The organism is Nonomuraea sp. C10, assembly GCF_008017515.1.
Classification (GTDB): Bacteria; Actinomycetota; Actinomycetes; order Streptosporangiales; family Streptosporangiaceae; genus Nonomuraea; species Nonomuraea ferruginea.
Window position 1 is genome coordinate 81,399 of the sequence record NZ_VPFF01000001.1, and the last position, 15,185, is coordinate 96,583.

19 protein-coding genes are annotated in these 15,185 nt (G+C 69.6%); 6 read left to right on the forward strand and 13 right to left on the reverse strand.

Features of this window, described 5'->3' with window-relative positions; all coding sequences use genetic code 11:
- Positions 1-9: 9 nt before the first annotated feature.
- Positions 10-417 carry a MerR family transcriptional regulator gene (locus tag FR742_RS00365; protein ID WP_148029044.1) on the reverse strand — a complete coding sequence of 136 codons (408 nt, stop codon included), beginning with the start codon at positions 415-417 and terminating at the stop codon, positions 10-12.
- 49 nt (positions 418-466) lie between these two features.
- On the opposite strand from FR742_RS00365, the gene FR742_RS00370 reads away from it, so the two are divergent.
- On the forward strand, positions 467-1,351 hold the full coding sequence (locus FR742_RS00370) for an NAD(P)-dependent oxidoreductase (protein ID WP_148029045.1): 885 nt from the start codon (positions 467-469) through the stop codon (positions 1,349-1,351).
- Positions 1,352-1,390: 39 nt separating this feature from the next.
- Here FR742_RS00370 and FR742_RS00375 read toward each other — a convergent pair whose 3' ends face one another.
- Entirely contained in the window at positions 1,391-2,056 is a 666-nt protein-coding gene (locus FR742_RS00375) for a response regulator transcription factor (protein ID WP_148029046.1), read from the reverse strand.
- Entirely contained in the window at positions 2,053-3,228 is a 1,176-nt protein-coding gene (locus FR742_RS00380) for a sensor histidine kinase (RefSeq protein ID WP_148029047.1), read from the reverse strand. Before FR742_RS00380 ends, FR742_RS00375 begins: the two co-directional genes overlap by 4 nt.
- Positions 3,229-3,416: 188 nt before the next feature.
- On the opposite strand from FR742_RS00380, the gene FR742_RS00385 reads away from it, so the two are divergent.
- Positions 3,417-4,973, forward strand: a complete 1,557-nt coding sequence (locus tag FR742_RS00385) for an alpha/beta hydrolase (RefSeq protein ID WP_148029048.1) — start codon at positions 3,417-3,419, stop codon at positions 4,971-4,973.
- A 68-nt stretch (positions 4,974-5,041) separates the two neighbouring features.
- Here the strand turns inward: FR742_RS00385 and FR742_RS00390 are convergent, their stop codons facing one another.
- Positions 5,042-5,614, reverse strand: a complete 573-nt coding sequence (locus FR742_RS00390; protein WP_148029049.1) for a dihydrofolate reductase family protein — start codon at positions 5,612-5,614, stop codon at positions 5,042-5,044.
- 72 nt (positions 5,615-5,686) lie between these two features.
- Here FR742_RS00390 and FR742_RS00395 point away from each other — a divergent pair, with 72 nt between their 5' ends.
- Together FR742_RS00395 and FR742_RS00400 are read left to right on the forward strand one after the other, a co-directional pair.
- Positions 5,687-6,259 (forward strand): TetR/AcrR family transcriptional regulator, encoded by a 573-nt coding sequence (locus FR742_RS00395; RefSeq protein WP_148029050.1) that lies wholly within the window; start codon positions 5,687-5,689, stop codon positions 6,257-6,259.
- Positions 6,260-6,369: 110 nt separating this feature from the next.
- Positions 6,370-7,428, forward strand: a complete 1,059-nt coding sequence (locus FR742_RS00400) for a hypothetical protein (protein ID WP_222708806.1) — start codon at positions 6,370-6,372, stop codon at positions 7,426-7,428.
- Between the two features lie 40 nt (positions 7,429-7,468).
- On the opposite strand, the gene FR742_RS00405 is transcribed toward FR742_RS00400, so the two are convergent.
- The 5 genes from FR742_RS00405 to FR742_RS00425 all read right to left on the reverse strand — a co-directional run bounded on the left by FR742_RS00405 (position 7,469) and on the right by FR742_RS00425 (position 11,345).
- Positions 7,469-7,693 (reverse strand): helix-turn-helix transcriptional regulator, encoded by a 225-nt coding sequence (locus FR742_RS00405; protein ID WP_148029052.1) that lies wholly within the window; start codon positions 7,691-7,693, stop codon positions 7,469-7,471.
- Positions 7,693-8,298 carry a DUF2975 domain-containing protein gene (locus FR742_RS00410; RefSeq protein ID WP_187280925.1) on the reverse strand — a complete coding sequence of 202 codons (606 nt, stop codon included), beginning with the start codon at positions 8,296-8,298 and terminating at the stop codon, positions 7,693-7,695. Before FR742_RS00410 ends, FR742_RS00405 begins: the two co-directional genes overlap by 1 nt.
- Positions 8,299-8,333: 35 nt before the next feature.
- Positions 8,334-8,984 carry a hypothetical protein gene (locus tag FR742_RS00415; RefSeq protein ID WP_148029054.1) on the reverse strand — a complete coding sequence of 217 codons (651 nt, stop codon included), beginning with the start codon at positions 8,982-8,984 and terminating at the stop codon, positions 8,334-8,336.
- Positions 8,985-9,236: 252 nt separating this feature from the next.
- Positions 9,237-10,661 (reverse strand): hypothetical protein, encoded by a 1,425-nt coding sequence (locus tag FR742_RS00420; RefSeq protein ID WP_148029055.1) that lies wholly within the window; start codon positions 10,659-10,661, stop codon positions 9,237-9,239.
- 78 nt (positions 10,662-10,739) lie between these two features.
- The gene (locus FR742_RS00425; protein WP_148029056.1) at positions 10,740-11,345 is read right to left on the reverse strand and encodes an ABATE domain-containing protein; all 606 of its coding nucleotides are present in this window, start codon (positions 11,343-11,345) and stop codon (positions 10,740-10,742) included.
- A gap of 90 nt (positions 11,346-11,435) precedes the next feature.
- Between FR742_RS00425 and FR742_RS00430 the strand changes: the two genes are divergently transcribed.
- Both FR742_RS00430 and FR742_RS00435 read left to right on the forward strand, forming a co-directional pair.
- Complete coding sequence (locus tag FR742_RS00430) at positions 11,436-12,185, forward strand: phosphodiesterase (RefSeq protein WP_148029057.1); 750 nt, start codon at positions 11,436-11,438, stop codon at positions 12,183-12,185.
- Entirely contained in the window at positions 12,182-12,799 is a 618-nt protein-coding gene (locus tag FR742_RS00435) for a LysE family translocator (RefSeq protein ID WP_148029058.1), read from the forward strand. Before FR742_RS00430 ends, FR742_RS00435 begins: the two co-directional genes overlap by 4 nt.
- 25 nt (positions 12,800-12,824) lie before the next feature.
- Here FR742_RS00435 and FR742_RS00440 read toward each other — a convergent pair whose 3' ends face one another.
- From FR742_RS00440 to FR742_RS00455, 4 genes are all read right to left on the reverse strand, one after another.
- On the reverse strand, positions 12,825-13,067 hold the full coding sequence (locus tag FR742_RS00440) for a helix-turn-helix transcriptional regulator (RefSeq protein WP_148029059.1): 243 nt from the start codon (positions 13,065-13,067) through the stop codon (positions 12,825-12,827).
- Positions 13,067-13,768, reverse strand: a complete 702-nt coding sequence (locus tag FR742_RS00445; protein ID WP_187280926.1) for a DUF2975 domain-containing protein — start codon at positions 13,766-13,768, stop codon at positions 13,067-13,069. Before FR742_RS00445 ends, FR742_RS00440 begins: the two co-directional genes overlap by 1 nt.
- 64 nt (positions 13,769-13,832) lie before the next feature.
- Positions 13,833-14,369 carry a site-2 protease family protein gene (locus FR742_RS00450; RefSeq protein WP_187280927.1) on the reverse strand — a complete coding sequence of 179 codons (537 nt, stop codon included), beginning with the start codon at positions 14,367-14,369 and terminating at the stop codon, positions 13,833-13,835.
- Positions 14,370-14,468: 99 nt separating this feature from the next.
- Positions 14,469-15,143, reverse strand: coding sequence for a hypothetical protein (locus FR742_RS00455; protein ID WP_222708807.1), 675 nt, complete (start codon positions 15,141-15,143; stop codon positions 14,469-14,471).
- Between the last annotated feature and the right edge of the window lie 42 nt (positions 15,144-15,185).

Below are 15,185 nucleotides of genomic sequence, written 5' to 3' on the forward strand. Positions count from 1 at the left end.
GCAGATCGCTCAGGCGGGTACGGGCTCCTGGTCGGCATCGTGAAAGGGGGGATAGTTCTCGCCGGCCATGCGCTCGGCCGCATCGATGTAGTCGGCAAGAGCGACGCGGGATTGGGCGAGCCGGTCCATCTGATCGTCCAGTCGCCGCAGCCGTGACCTCATCGCGGCCAGCAGCTCGGGACATCCGAGCAGCTCGGGGGCCTCTCCGACCGCACAGGGCAGCAGGTACGCGATGTCCTCAGAGGACAATCCGGCACCGAGCAGGTGCCGGATCTGCTTCACCCGCAGCACGGCGTCCTCGTCGTACTCGCGGTAACCGTTCGCGCCCCGGTCTGCCGCCAGCAGCCCCTGGGCTTCGTAGTAGCGCAACTGATGGGCGTTCACACCCGTCCGGCGACTCAATTCCCCGATCAGCACCGAAACCTCACTTGACCTTCATACCGGTATCAACGTTGACGATGCTGCCATGGACAGCACAACCAATGCACCCGTGACAGTCATCGGACTCGGACTGATGGGCCGCGCGCTCGCCGGCGCCTTCCTGAAAGCCGGGCATCCCACAACCGTGTGGAACCGTACAACCTCCAAGTCCGACCAGCTGGTAGCCGAGGGTGCGCGGCGGGCGCCGACGGTCGGTGACGCGCTCAAGGCAAGCTCCCTGACGATCATCTGCGTCACCGATTACCAGGCCATGCACGAGCTGCTCGGCGCGAGCGACATCGAGCTGGACGGCACGATGGTGATCAACCTGACCTCGGGTGACTCGGCCCAGGCCCGGGCGGCCGCTCGATGGGCCGAGCAGCGCGGCGCCCGCTACCTGGACGGCGCCATCATGGCCATCCCGTCGGCGATCGGGACCGCCGAAGCGGTGATTCTGCACAGCGGGCCGCAGCCGGACTTCGACGCGCACAAGTCAACGCTCGACGCTCTCGGCACCGTCACCTACCTTGGTGCGGACCATGGGCTGGCGTCCCTGTACGACGTGGCCGGCCTCGCCATGATGTGGAGCGTCCTGAACGCCTGGCTCCAGGGCACGGCCATGCTCAGAACGGCCGGTGTCGACGCCGCGACGTATGCGCCGTTCGCGCGGCAGATCGCTGCCGGTGTGGCCGAATGGCTGCCCGGGTATGCCGAGCAGATCGACAGCGGCTCCTTCCCGGCCGAGGTGTCGGCCCTGGAGACCGACGTGCGGGCGATGGCACACCTGATCGAGGAGAGCGAGGCGGTGGGTGTCAACGCCGAGCTGCCGAAGTTGATCAAGGCTATGGCTGACCGCTCGATCGCCGCAGGACACGGCGGGGAACAGTATCCCGTGCTGATCGAAGAATTCAGCAAGCCCCGCGACTCGTGAACACCCCATCAGGTCGGAAGGTCCGGTTCCGGAATCTTTTCAGCGGTGGGCGAAGCCTGTGCGGTAGGCGAAGACCACGGCTTGGACGCGGTCGCGTAGGTCCAGTTTGGACAGGATTCGGGAGACGTAGGTGCGGACGGTCTCGACGCTGATCACCAGTTCCGCGGCTATCTCGGCGTTGGACAGGCCGCGCGCGATCAGGCGCAGTACCTCGCGTTCGCGGGGGGCCAGCGCGGCCAGCGGGTCCTCGGCCGGGGTGGGGTTCGCCGGGTGGACGCGCTCGGCGAAGCGGCCTATGAGGGTGCGGGTCACGGCGGGGGACAGCAGGGACTCGCCGCGGGCGACGGTGCGGACGCCGTTCACCAGCTCCAGCAGGGGGGCGTCCTTGAGCAGGAAGCCGCTGGCTCCGGCGCGCAGGGCTTCGTAGACGTACTCGTCCACGTTGAACGTGGTCACCACCAGCACCTTCGGCGGGGCGACGACACCGGGGCCGGCGATGCGCCTCGTCACCTCGATGCCGTCCATCAGCGGCATGTGGATGTCCATGACCACCACGTCCGGTTTCAGGTTCGTGACCACCTCGAGCGCGGCTGGGCCGTCGGCGGCCACGCCGACCACTTCCATGTCCGGCTGTGCGTCGAACGCCGTCATGTAGCCGGTGCGGACGATCTCCTGGTCCTCGCAGATCGCGACGCGAATGGTCATTCGGCACCGCCTACGGGGATCGACGCGTGCAGCCGGAAGCCGCCGTCCGGTTGCTCGCCCGCGGTCAGCTCGCCGCCCAGCGCGCCCACCCGGTCGCGCAGTCCGGCCAGGCCGCGGCCGCCGGAGAGGTCGCTTCCGGCGCCTACGGAAACCGCGGCGGCGGCGTTCGTCACTTCGACCTCCACCCGGTCGTCCCGGTAGTCGACGCGCACCGTGGTCGGGCGGCCTTCGGCGTACTTGACGGCGTTCGTCAGGCCCTCCTGCACCACCCGGTACATGGCCAGCCCCACGCCGGCCGGGAGTGCGAGCCGGTCGCCGTCCCCCACCAGGTCGACCGGTTGGCCGCCGTTTCGGGTCTGTGCCACCAGATCTCGCACGGTTCCCGCGACGGGCACGGCCGACTCTCCGGTCGCCTCCAGCACCTCCAGCAGGTACCGCAGTTCGGCCAGGGCTCGGCGGCCGGCGTGGCCGATCGTGGACAGTGCGGTGACCACGCGGTCCGGCGACGTGGCCAGGAACTGCGTGGCGTCGGCCTGCACGACGATGCCGGTGACGTGGTGGGTCACCACGTCGTGCAGCTCCCGGGCGATGCGGGCCCGCTCGGCGGCGGCCGCGGCCAGGGCGGCGCGCCTCCGTTGTTCGGCCTCGTCGAGCCGTCGCCCGCGTACGACGACGCCGAGCACCCAGCAGGCGACGAGAACCAGGTAGAACACCAGGAACTCGCTCAGCGCGTTCGGTGAGCCGAGCAGGTGTACGGCCACGCACAGCACGACGTACGCGGCCGACGCCACGACGGCGATGAGGCGCCGGAACCGCTCCTGGTGCGCGCCCACCGAGTACAGCGCGAGGTAGATCGTCACGGTGCCGAACTGGTGCGGGTAGCCGGCCGCCTCGTGGACCGCGAACGACGCGCCGATGATCGCCAGGCACGCGGCGGGCCACCGGGTACGCATCGCGAGGGGCAATGTCTGTGCCAGGACGAGGACGATCGCGAACGCGTCAGCCGGGCGTCTTGGCAGGTCACCGAGCTGGGCGCTCATGACCGACAGCGCCGGGACGAACGCCAGCCCGGTGAACGCGACGGCCGGCCACAGGTCCCTCACCGCGGCGTCGTGGACGCGCCACCGGTCCCGCAACCTGCGCGACAGGTCGCCGACCCTGGTCCCCCCCATGGTGCTGAGCCTAGCGATCTCTGGCCTCCGGTTTTACCGCGTTTGTCCCTCAAATGAGCTACACGGAATGTCCGCAGCGCGGTGATTCGGGACAGGGCTCTCAACTCCTACCTTTCTTGCCAGCGGCCGGAACCACGGTCAAACCGCGAACCAGGTCGCGGCACAACGGCACTTCGGAGGAGAGCACCATGGGAAGCAGCAACCGCGGACGAATCGTCGTCGCCGGCATCCTGGCCACGCTCGCGGCGACGGGGGCGACGGTCGGCGGACAGCCAAGGAGCGCCGCGGCCGAGGTGGGCGCCGGCCACGTCCAGACCTCGATCAAGTGGGGCGGCTGTCCGGAACTCGCGCCGGGCGTCAAACGGGACCCCAGGCAGACCTGCGGCACGGTCAAGGTGCCCCTGGACTACCGCCATCCCCAGGGAGAGACCATCACCGTCGCGGTCTCCAGGATCGCCACCGCCAAGCCCGGCAAGAAGCGCGGCGCCTTGCTGTTCAACCCGGGCGGCCCGGGACTCGGGGGCCTGGACATGCCCGGCAAGATGGCACCCACGCTGCCGAAGTCGGTGCTGAACTCCTACGACCTGATCGGGTTCGACCCACGCGGCGTCGGCCACAGCACCCCGATGAGTTGCGGCCTGACCGACTCCGGCTTCCTCAACGTGTTCGCCTACCCCGGCGCCGGCGGCTCGATCGAGGGCAACGTCACCAGCGCGCGCGCCGCCGCCGAGCAGTGCGCCGCGGTCGGTGACAAGCTCCGGTTCTTCACCACCGCGAACACCGCCCGCGACATGGACCGGATCCGCCAGGCACTCGGCGCGCGGAAGATCTCCTATTGGGGCCAGTCCTTCGGCACCTACCTCGGCGCGGTCTATACCTCGCTGTTCCCTCACAACACCGACCGGATGGTGCTGGAGAGCAACGTCGACCCGAGCAAGGCGTGGGCGAAGATGCTGGACACGTGGAACCAGGGCATGAACGACCGGTTCCCGGACGCCGCCCGCGTCGCCGCCGCGAACGACACCGAGCTCGGGCTGGGCGGCACCGTCGACGAGGTCACCGACACCTTCCTCACGCTGGCCGACCACCTCGACCGGAAACCGGCCGCGGTGCCGGGCACGCCGGCGGCCGTCAACGGCGCGCTGCTGCGCGCCATCACCTACCAGATGTTGCTGCACAACGAGACGCTCGCCCCGCTCACCCAGTTCTGGAAGGCGGCGGCCGACCTGTCCGCCGGCAAGGCCCCGACAGACGCGGGCGTCGCCGTGCTCAAGCAGGTCTTGGCCGACGCCGTAGCCGAGCCGGGCGTGCCGGTGGACAACCAGGTCACCATGGCTCTGGCCCTGATGTGCGGGGACACCACCTGGTCGCGCGACGTGGACTCCTACGCCGGCGCCACCTCGGCCGCCCGCGCGAAGTACCCGCTGAGCGCCGGCATGCCCAACAACATCCGGTCGTGCGCGTTCTGGTCCACCAAGCCGGTCGAGCCGCTGGTCAAGGTCACCTCGCACGGTCCGCGTAACGTCCTGATCCTGCAGAACCGCCGCGACAACGCCACGCCGTGGGCCGCGGGGCGGGGAATGCGCGAGGCACTGGGGGATCGCGCCGGCTTCGTCGGTGTCGACAACGGCGGTCACTACGTCTACGGCACCGGCTCGACCTGCGCCGACAAGGCCACCGTCGCGTTCCTGACGAAGGGAACCCTGCCGGGCAAGGACCTCGCTTGCGTCGGTCCTCGGTCCTGACCGTCAAGCCGTGGCCCCGCCCTTCAGCCTCCGGTCCACGACCGGGGGCGGCGGGAGAGGTTGGGGTGCTATGCCCTGGTGAGCCAGGTGACCTGGGCGCCGTTGTCGAAGGACTCGCGCCGGGTGGGGGTGAACAGGGTCGGGCTGAACTGTCCGGAGAACATGGGGATGCCCGCGCCGGCCACCACGGGGTAGCTCTTGAGAATGATCTCGTCGATCTCCGGGAGCAGGGAGGCGGCGAGTTTGCCGCCGCCGCAGAGGTAGATGTCCATGCCGGTGTCCTCGGCCTTCAACCGCCGGATGAGCTCGACCGGGTCGCCGGTCTCCACCCGCACCGTGGGGTCGTCGATCGTCAGCGTGCTGGAGACGACGTACTGGCGCAGGTGGGCGTACGGGCTGGTGGTGGGGACTTCCAGGGCCGGCTCGTAGGTGCCGCGGCCCATCACCAGGGTGTCGAAGACCTTGTTGGGCGTGCCTTCCAGGCCGACGAGCTTGCGGACATGGGTCGGGAGCGTCTCGGGGTAACGGTCGTTGATCCAGGCGGCCATCTGGTCCGACACGGGGTAGAAGTCGAACTCGGCGTTGGGGCCGGCGATGTAGCCGTCGAGCGAGACGGCGATGTAGTAGACAAGCTTTCGCATATTCAATCACTCTCGATGTAGTACTCTGCTTGGAGTGGTCAGAACGTAGTACTACAAACGGAGTGGTGTCAAGTGCGGAGGAATCCCGAGCGGCGGCTGGCGCTGATCGACGCGGCCATCGAGGTGCTGGCCAAGGAGGGCGCGCGAGGGCTGACCTTCCGGGCCGTGGATGCGGAGGCGGCGGTGCCCCCTGGCACGGCGTCCAACTACTTCGCCAACCGCGACGACCTGTTCACCCAGGTCGGCGGACGCATCTATGAGCGGCTGCTGCCCGACGAGGCCACGATGGCCCGCGGCATGGAGGGCGTGCAGGACGAGACCCGCTACACCGAGCTCATGCACGAACTCGTGGAGCGGGTCTCCGCCTTCAACTCCGGCTACCTGGCCCTGTTGGAGCTCCGGCTGGAGTCCACCCGGCGCCCTGAGCTGCGCGCCGTGCTGACCAAGCGCATCCGCCAGGACATCGACGACAACATCGGCTACCACGCGGCCTCAGGGCTGCCCGGCGACTCGACCGGGGTGGTGCTCCTCTACCTCACGCTGAACTGGCTCATCGTGGAGCGGCTGACCCTGCCCGACATCTTCACCGAGCAGGAGATGCGGGAACTGGTGGACGCCGCCGTGCGCAGGTCGATGAAGGCCTGACCTGTTCTCTGCGGCGATTCAACAGTCCGACCCGGCGGAGTGCTCTATCCCAAGACGAAACCGTGGAAAGGCGGAGCTCGTTGGATGAGCGCTACGAACGGGAACTCCGCATGACCGACGAGCTGGAGTCGTATCTGCGCACGAAGCTCGGACGTGCTGCCGAGCGTGCCCCGAAGGCGCCGCCGCGTTTCCCGGCCGAGGTGGTCTCGCGTTCGCGCAGGCGTAGGACGACAAGGAACGCGCTGGTGGCAGGGATCTGTGTCGCGGCGATCGCCCTCCCGGCCGGCCTGATGGCCGCGTACGGAACGGAGCGCGGCGACGTCGCCACCATCGTCCCCATCACCCCGACTGTGCCTCCCAAGGACTACACCGGCGACGAGTACCGGATCGGCGAGGTCCTGACGATCGACAATCCCTCCCAGAAGCGCCCCATCTCCCTTTGGTACGCCAGGACCGACAACGGGACGGTCCTGTGCGAGCGGGTGCACAACAGGACCGGTTCCCTCTCGGCGGGATGCGGCCGGCCTCTCGGCGCCGAGGAGGCGACCGAGCAGGGCTCCACAGAGACTTTCCCCGCCCCGGCCACAGGGCTGGTGATGTACTTCGGCACCGCGGGGGACAGGGTCGCCCGCGTTACCGCTCTCACCGACGCGGGCAAGGTCAACGGGACTGTCCTGCAGCCCGAGGACACCCCCCAGGGCATCTGGACGGTGACCGTTCCCTCGGACAGGACGGTGACGGCGTTCGAGTTCGCGGGCCGCGAGGGCGAGACGATCACGCGGATCGAGCGGCAGCAGCGGTTCGTCATTCCGGAAGCCGACGCCAAGCCGCTGGGCCCGACCGTGGAGATGCCGGGCAAGCTGGTCGCGGGCCTGTACGAGACACCCGGCGAGACCCTGATCTGGAAGCTGAACGGTCAGGCCGTCGGCCCCATGCACGTGATCGAGAGAGGCGGACCCGGCGAACCCTTGATCGACATGGACGGCAAGCCGACGAAGGTGGAACTGGGCGACCACGAGGAGCACTGGTTCGGCATCACGAGCACCGAGACCGTCCGCGTCGGACTGGTCTTCAAGGACGGCACGACCGTCAAGGCGGGAACCAGACGGATCATCGGCTACGACAAGGACGGCGCCGAACTCTGGCACGAGGACCACGGCGCATCGTGATCCGAAAAGGACAGTGGCGGCGCACCGATACGGAGGCCCGTCAGGTTCGGGTCGGGCGGTCGTACTGGAGGAGATCGCCAGGTTGGCAGTCGAGGGCGTCGCACAGGCGGACCAGGGTGGAGAAGCGGATCGCTCTGGCGTGGCCGTTCTTCAGGATGGACAGGTTGACGACGGTGATCTGGACCCGGTGTGACAGCTCGGTGAGCGTCATGCCGCGTTCCTTGAGGAGTTCGTCCAGTCGTACCCGGATGGTCGGGTCGGCCATCAGATAGTGGCCTCGACCTCTTCGAGCAGCACCAGGCCCCGCCGTACGATCTCCGAGACGGCCAGCACCGCGACTCCTGTCACAACCCCGGCCACCTCTTCGCCCGACGGGGGGTAGAACGAGTAGCTCTTGGCCAGCAGCATGGAGGCCAGAATCGGCTCGGCCACCATACCGAGCAGACCCGTGGCGAGCGAGCCGACGATCAGAATCCAGCCGAGGCGCCGCAGGTGAGCGGCGGTGACCGCGGAGAACAGCATCCTGTCTCCCGATCTGGCCCTGCGCAGCGCGCGCACGACGGTGAACATGGCGAGCAGGGTCGTCGTGACGCCCGGCGCCCACACGAGCAGATAGAGCAGGCCGACCAGCGGCGCCGGACCCTGATGGCGGACCGTCACGTCGGCGCTCGCGCTGATGATCGCGGCATCCGGGGCCGCCATGCCGGTGACCGGTACGTCGAAGATCCGCAGGGGGACGCCGACGCCGCTGGCGGTGCCGCTGAAGGCGATCAGGCCGGTGGAGAGCAGCAGGCCCAGGGCGCCCAGGCAGGCCAGGACGAACAGGAGGGTCAGTAAGTTCTCGAGGCGGGTGAGCCATTTCGTGGACATAACGATAATCGTTATGTCCACACCTAAGGGCGGGGTCAGTGGGAGCCGGTCTTCTTGCCGCACACGCCGGGAAGGCCGCATACCTTCTTCGCCATCTTTCCGGCCTGACCGGTGATCTCCTTCTTCGCTCCCCGGCCCCTGGCGTTGGCGGTGTAGAGGAACAGGGCGGCGCCTCGACGGCCGACGACAGCCAGGTCGTCGGACGGAGACAGGCGCCGGCCCTTCGTGTCGTAGTCGTAACCGGCCACCGACAGGGCCTCGTCTCCCACGCGCAACGGCCTGCCCACGTAGCCGAACCGGTCGCGCTTCACCACGGCCGGCTTCGAGCACCTGGCCAGGTCGGCGCGGAGCTTACGGAAGGCGGCCTGGGCGGCTCTGGCATTCCTGTACAGCACGAGCTGTTCGCCGGCGCTCGATGGTGCGCTGGTGAGGTGGGTGATGGTGCGCATCGCCACCCGGCCGTCGCGGGATTTCCGCTTCGAGCGGCAGGGATTGAATGCGAGCTGCCGGGACAGGCTGTCGCTGATCTTCCACCACTCCTCGTCCTCGACGACCGTTCCCTCGGCGGCCGTGCGCTCGGTCAGCAGGAAGTTCTTGGGGATCTTGGTGGCGGTGGCGTGGACAGCGCTCGTTCCCGCCAGGGTCGAGCCGATCGCCAATGCCACGACCATCGTCTTTTTGATCACGAATCATGAGATGTGCGGCCTTCGCGACAAGTTCGCATGATCACCGTACGCGGGAGATTCAGGGGAACCGGTACCCGCGCCCACGGCAATCACTGATGTCAGCTGAGATCCGAAAGGCATGGACATGCGACATCAGAGCGGGCACCCGGCAGGCGTGACGGTGACCGACGACGCCACGGTGATCGCCCGGTCCCGGGACGACCCGGAGCACTTCGCCGTCCCCTTCGAACGGCACGCGCCGGTTCTCGCCGCTCATTGGACGGCGCCGGCTTGGCTGAGAAGGTTCTGGTACCAGGTGGCGTACGGGTGATTGGTGGCCGGGAAGTTGGCCAGCGGATCGGTCGCCTGTGAGGCCGAGTCCAGGTTCCAGCCGCGGACGAGCCGTCCGGCCTGCCGGGCCGCGGTGATGAACGACGACTGACTGGCGGGGGCGGCGTAGTACAGCGCGCCCTGCTGGAGCTCGGCGCTGTCGCCCTGCTGGAACTCGTCGAAGGCGATCTGCTGGTAGCGGATGCGGTCACCGGTGCGCTGGGCCGTGTCGACGCGCAGGGTCTGGGCCGGGGTCGGGCCGTCGGCGCCGGTCCAGACGCGCACGCTGGACTCGCCGGCGGCCGAGGTGGTCTTGTCGTAGCGGGGGTCGGCGGTCTTGGCGTTGCCCGTCCAGGTGACCGTGCGCGCGGCGGGGTCGAGGGCGCCGGCCCAGGTCCAGTTCTGGCTGTTGCTCTGGCTGCGGTGGATCTCGCGCAGCCGGGTGCCCGTGGCGTCGAACCGGATCGTGGGCAGGACGCCGTTGTCGTACTGGCGGCTCGGTGACCAGGTGATCTCGCCGTCGGCGGCGAGCCGCCCGACGCGGTACCACAGGGTGGTCGCGTTCTGGGAGCGGTGGACCTCGACCAGGTCGCCGTCGTCGTTGAGGGCCACGGCGGGGGTCATGCCGGAGTCGTAGCGGCCGTGGCGCAGCCAGGTCACCGTGCCGTCCGGCCCGTACGTGCCGCTCCAGTACCAGAGGTCGCCCGAGCCCGAGTCGTGCACCTCGACGACCTGGCCGCGCCCGTTCATCGCGACGGCGGGACTGGTGCCGGAGTCGCGCTTGTAGAGGGCGCGGGTCCTGGCGTTGCCGGAGAGCAGCGCGAGGACGCGGCCGCGCAGCGCGCCCACGGTCGGCGGGGTGGCCGGGTAGTCGGACGCGCGCAGCAGCTTGGCGCCGAAGACGGAGACGAGCTCCTGGTTGAGCGCGGCGAGGTTGCCCGCGGCGTACGAGGTGTTGTCGGTCAGGTCGTCCTTGATGTCGAGCGCGACGGTGATGGGCGCGGCGGTGGGATGGTTCGTGGACCAGGTGTCGATCACGGTGAGCCAGTCGCGCAGGAGGTTCGAGGCCGGGTTGCCGGCGCGGTCCACGAGGTCGCCGGGGGCGTCGTGGCCGATCGCGTAGTCGCGGGCGGTGGCGTAGCCGTTGTCGTGGATGTCGAGCTCGATGAAGCGGACGCCCTGGTCGAGCTGGCGGGTGATCGAGCCCCTGGTGCCGTCCAGGTCGCCGGAGTAGCTGTTGTGGGTGGCGCGGAAGATCGCCGAGGGTAAGGGCGGGTCCGCCGCCGCGCCGGCGGGACCGGCGGTCAGCAGGGCGGACAGGAGCACGGTGGCGAGCACAGCGGCGAGCGCTGTGAGGGGCTGGGGCATCGGCTGTCCTCAGGTCGGGGGGGTGCCTCCAGAAAACACGATCATGGTCTTCCGGCCAACCCCCTCGCCCCGGCACGCTCAGGCCTCGGGGAGAGCGGCGTTGTGGCGCTGGTAGTGGCGGGCCGCGCGGGCTCGGTTGCCGCATGACGGCTTGCACCACTCCTGCCGCCCATGGCTCTGGACGAAGTAGCGCACGCAGCGAGGCGCGTCGCAGGCCCGCAGGCGCTCGCGCTGCGGGCCGCTCAGGAAGTCGATGGCGGCCCGCGCCAGGGTCGCGATCAGCCGGACGTCGGCGTCGGGCTCGGCCGACAGCACCCCTGTGCTGGGCTCGGCGTCCGAGGGCCAGTGCAGTTGAGGGACGATCGCCTCGCGGGCGGCCGCCGCGTTGAGGAGAGCCAGCGCCTGCTCGGCGGGCATCAGCCGGTGGGCGTCGGCCCGGCTCGGCGGCGCCGGGCTGACCGCTCGCGCGAACAGCGCCCGCACGGCCCGGCGCAGTTCGACCATCTCGCTTCTCAGCTGCTCGTCCCCGGTGAGCTGCGCGACGTCGACGTGGCCGGCCAGCAGCTCCGCCTGCCGGCCGATCCAGCGGGTCATGCTCTGCGGCGTGGCCAGGTCGTCGGTGACACCACCGTTACCGTCATGGCGGATCGTGCTCGCCAGTTCCAAGGCCGGCCAGCGTTCCACTCCAACCCCTTCCGGTTGCCCGCTCCTCTTCCGTACCCTACGGTCTCTAACGGTAAATTTTATTTAACCATTAGACGAAAGGGTGACACGATGACGTTGTTGCTGGCTCAGATCAGCGACCTGCACCTCGACGGCACCGACCGGGCGACGCGGCGCGCCACCCGGGTCATGGACCACCTGCGGGCGCTTCCTCGCCCGGTCGACGCCGTGCTGGTCACCGGCGACATCGCCGATCACGGCGAGGAGGCCGAGTACGAGCAGGCCGCCCGGATCCTGGCCGCCCCCTTCCCGGTGCTCACCTGTCCGGGCAACCACGACGCCCGCCCGGCCTACCGCAAGGCGCTGCTGCGGAAGCCGCCCGGCCCCGGCCCCGTCAACCAGGTGCACCACATCGCCGGCACCGCCATCCTGATGTGCGACTCCACCATCCCCGGCCACGACGAGGGCCGGCTCGACCCCGAGACCCTGGCCTGGATGCACGCCACCCTCGACGGGCTCGCCCCGGGCACGCCCGCGCTGATCGCCTTCCACCAGCCGCCCGTCGAGCTCCACCACCCGTTGCCCGACTCCTCCCGGCTGGAGGAGCCCGGCGACCTGGCCGCGCTGCTCGACGCCCACCCGCGGGTCGCCGCCGTGCTCACCGGGCACGCTCACACCGCGGCCGCGTCCACCTTCGCGGGCCGCCCGCTGATCGTCGCGCCGGCCGTCACCTGGACCCTGCGCCTGCCGTGGGAGGGTGACCGGCCCGCCGACCGCGAGCAACCGCCCGGCCTCGCCTTCCACGTCCTGGACGACGACGGCCGCCTGACCACCCATTTCCGCGTCGTGCTCCAGGCATGATCCACCCGTCCGCGATCGCCGCGTTCCTCCTGGCGATCCTGCCCGTCATCGCCACCCCGGGAGCCAGCCTGACCCTGCTGATCCAGCGCGTCACCGCCGGCGGGCGTCGTCAGGCTCTCCCCGTCATCCTCGGTACGGTCACCGGCCTGTACGGGCACGCCACCCTGGCCGCCGCCGGGCTGTCGGCGCTGGTCATGCACTCCAGCCAGGCCTTCACCGCCGTCAAGCTCCTCGGCGCGGTCTATCTCGTGTGCCTGGGTCTGTGGACGTGGCGCTCGACATCCCTGCCCTCGCCTCCCGCGCTGACGGACCAGCCGGAACGGTCCGGCTCCGGCTATACGCAAGCCCTGCTCGCGAACGTGCTCAACCCCAAGGCGGCCTCGATCTATCTGACCCTGGTCCCGCAGTTCGTCCTGCCCGGCCGTCATCTCGGCGGGCAGATCCTCACGCTGGCCACCGCGCACGCCCTGCTGATGGCGGTGTGGTTGCTGACCTGGACGGGCCTCCTCCACCGAGGGGCGCACCTCGTGCGCGGGGCCGGATTCAGGCGTGCGGTGGGCAGGATGTCGGCGGTCGTCCTCGTCGTCCTCGGCCTCCGGGCCGCCGCGGCGTAGGCGCCAGGGCGGCCGCCTCGCGCGGTCAGTCCGTGGTGGAGCGGGGGGTGAAGGACAGGAGGTCGCCGGGCTGGCAGTCGAGGACCTCGCAGAGCTTGCTCAGGGTGGAGAAGCGGATCGCCTTGGCGCGGTTGTTCTTGAGGATGGAGAGGTTCACGTTGGTGATGCCGACCCTGTCGGCCAGCTCGACCACCGTCATGCCGCGCTCTTCGAGCAACCTGTCCAGGTGCACCTCGATGGTGTGCTCGGAGTTCTCGGCGGGCGACATCAGACTGTTCCTTCGAGTTCCTCGCGCATGTGCGCGCCGACGCGTACGACCTTCGACATCACCACGAGCCCGAGCCCGGCGAGCAGGAACGCCCACGGGACGTTCCAGCCGAACAGGGCCATCTCCCACACGTCCCTGATGGAGCCGGCCACCATCGACACGGCCAGGCCGGTCTCGACGAGGGTCGTGTAGAGCGACGCCGCGACTGTGCCGGCCATGAGGAACACGCCGAGGAACCACAGCCTGCGGACGACCACCTTATCGAAACCGTTCTCCCGCCGTACGCCTCTGATCAGCCGGTCGAGGAGGAGGATCGATACGAGCAGGACGAGCTCGGTGGCGAACCGCGACGTCTGGTACAGCAGCTGCGTGCCGAGGCTGGAGTCGTCCTTGCAGATCCGGGGCAGCTCGTAGAAGAACTCGACTCCCTTCTCCACGGGATAGGGGTCGACTTCGAGGCCGTCGGTCGCCTCCACGGCCTTCCGGCGTTGGGGGTCCTCGGCGACGTTGCCCTCCACGTCGAGGATGTTCGGTGATGACACGCACACCAGGCTCTGGGTGCCGAGAGAACCCCACGCGTTCTCTCCGCCGGTCAAGACCGCGCGCCCGACCTCGGAGGCCGTGGTCACGGCGAACAGCACCAGGAAGACGCGGACGACGATCGCCGTCCACTTCAGGGGGTTGGATCTGTTGAGGGGCACGGTACGGCTCCACATCGTTGTTCGATATTATTGAGATTCGATAGTATCGAAAAACGATATGCAGTCAAGCCTGTCGCCGGAGGCGGAACCGGCGGGCGTACTCCTTGACGGCCAGAGCGGCGGCGAGTGTCTGAGGGCTGAGGAGCAGGGCGGCGCAGAGGAGGGCGTACCAGAACCGGCCCGTGAGAGGGTCGGGGGCCAGACCGGCGGCGGTCCACTGGAGCACGGTCTCGAAGACGAGCAGCATCATGCGGCGGTCGATCCCGAACCGGGACCTGACCCCGGCCGCGCGGGCGGCCAGCCAGTGCCCGCACTCGTGCAGGGCCGTCGAGACCAGGGCGAAGGGCGCGAGGAGGAGCGCGCTCAGGCCGATGTCGCCGAGCGGGAACGCGTCCCGCGCCGGCTGGGGGAACAGCGAGGGCGAGAGGACGAAGACGCCGGCGGAGAACAGGGCGCAGGCGGCGTAGACGGTCCAGGCCACCGGGCCGAAGAACGGGCGGGCCGGCCTCTGGCTCACGCCGCCCATCCAGCGGCGGAACTGGATGGGTGCGGTGCGTACGGCTTCGCGCTCCTCGCCGGGGCGGTCGTCGCCCTCGGGCACCAGGGTCAGCGCGGATGAGCCCAGGGCAGCGGCGGGCCCTGGAGCTCCTGGTCGAGTACGGACGACGGGAGCCGGAGAAGTGGGGCCGGTGACCGTCTTTCAGAGCTTCCGTGGAAGGTAAGGGCTGAAGTGGTCGGCGACGAGCTCGGCGATCGCGGCGGCGTCGCGGGAACCGTCGACCTCGATCACACGGATGCCGATCCGCTGGGCGGTGCGGACGGCGTCCTCCGCCACGAGGCGATCACGGGTGAGGCGGTTGGCCTGCGCCCGGGCCGGGTCGCTGACGCGGTGCCCGAGGGAGGCGGCCCGGGGGAGCTCCTGGACCTGGCGCAGGCGGAACTCCGGGGTGGGCACGATGACGACCATCCGGCGTGGTGAGTCGATGACGGGCGCGACGAGTTCGGGGCGGAGCCCCCAGCCTTCGGCGATGATCGGGTGACCCGAGACGAGTGCGCGCAGGTCGTCCAGGGCCCACTCGAACCGGTCCGGGAATCCGGCCAGCGTCTCGGCGGCCATCTTCTCCGGAGTGGTGTGGACCCACATCCGGTCCGGGTCGGGACCGGTGACCGGCTCGCCGCGGCCGACGCGGCGGGCGATCCGGCGGTCGTTGTGGCCGCGCGCGTCGTGGTAGTCGTAGTGGTAGACGGTGACGCCGTACTGGACGGCCAGGAGCCGTGCGACGGTCGACTTGCCGGCCCATTGGCCGCCGCCGATCCACAACGCGCGGCGCAGCGTGCCGAAGGGGTCCCAGGTCTGGGCGTCGTGGCTGGTCACCAGGTTTCCTCCTGTGGTGGGGGCGCGACGGTGCGGGAGCGG

Bases quoted from the DNA above. Each gene is read 5' to 3' on its own strand.
- FR742_RS00370 (WP_148029045.1), top strand. From the start codon at position 467: ATGGACAGCACAACCAATGCACCCGTGACAGTCATCGGACTCGGACTG.
- FR742_RS00375 (WP_148029046.1), bottom strand. From the start codon at position 2,056: ATGACCATTCGCGTCGCGATCTGCGAGGACCAGGAGATCGTCCGCACC.
- FR742_RS00380 (WP_148029047.1), bottom strand. From the start codon at position 3,228: ATGGGGGGGACCAGGGTCGGCGACCTGTCGCGCAGGTTGCGGGACCGG.
- FR742_RS00385 (WP_148029048.1), top strand. From the start codon at position 3,417: ATGGGAAGCAGCAACCGCGGACGAATCGTCGTCGCCGGCATCCTGGCC.
- FR742_RS00390 (WP_148029049.1), bottom strand. From the start codon at position 5,614: ATGCGAAAGCTTGTCTACTACATCGCCGTCTCGCTCGACGGCTACATC.
- FR742_RS00400 (WP_222708806.1), top strand. From the start codon at position 6,370: ATGACCGACGAGCTGGAGTCGTATCTGCGCACGAAGCTCGGACGTGCT.
- FR742_RS00405 (WP_148029052.1), bottom strand. From the start codon at position 7,693: ATGGCCGACCCGACCATCCGGGTACGACTGGACGAACTCCTCAAGGAA.
- FR742_RS00410 (WP_187280925.1), bottom strand. From the start codon at position 8,298: ATGTCCACGAAATGGCTCACCCGCCTCGAGAACTTACTGACCCTCCTG.
- FR742_RS00420 (WP_148029055.1), bottom strand. From the start codon at position 10,661: ATGCCCCAGCCCCTCACAGCGCTCGCCGCTGTGCTCGCCACCGTGCTC.
- FR742_RS00430 (WP_148029057.1), top strand. From the start codon at position 11,436: ATGACGTTGTTGCTGGCTCAGATCAGCGACCTGCACCTCGACGGCACC.
- FR742_RS00435 (WP_148029058.1), top strand. From the start codon at position 12,182: ATGATCCACCCGTCCGCGATCGCCGCGTTCCTCCTGGCGATCCTGCCC.
- FR742_RS00440 (WP_148029059.1), bottom strand. From the start codon at position 13,067: ATGTCGCCCGCCGAGAACTCCGAGCACACCATCGAGGTGCACCTGGAC.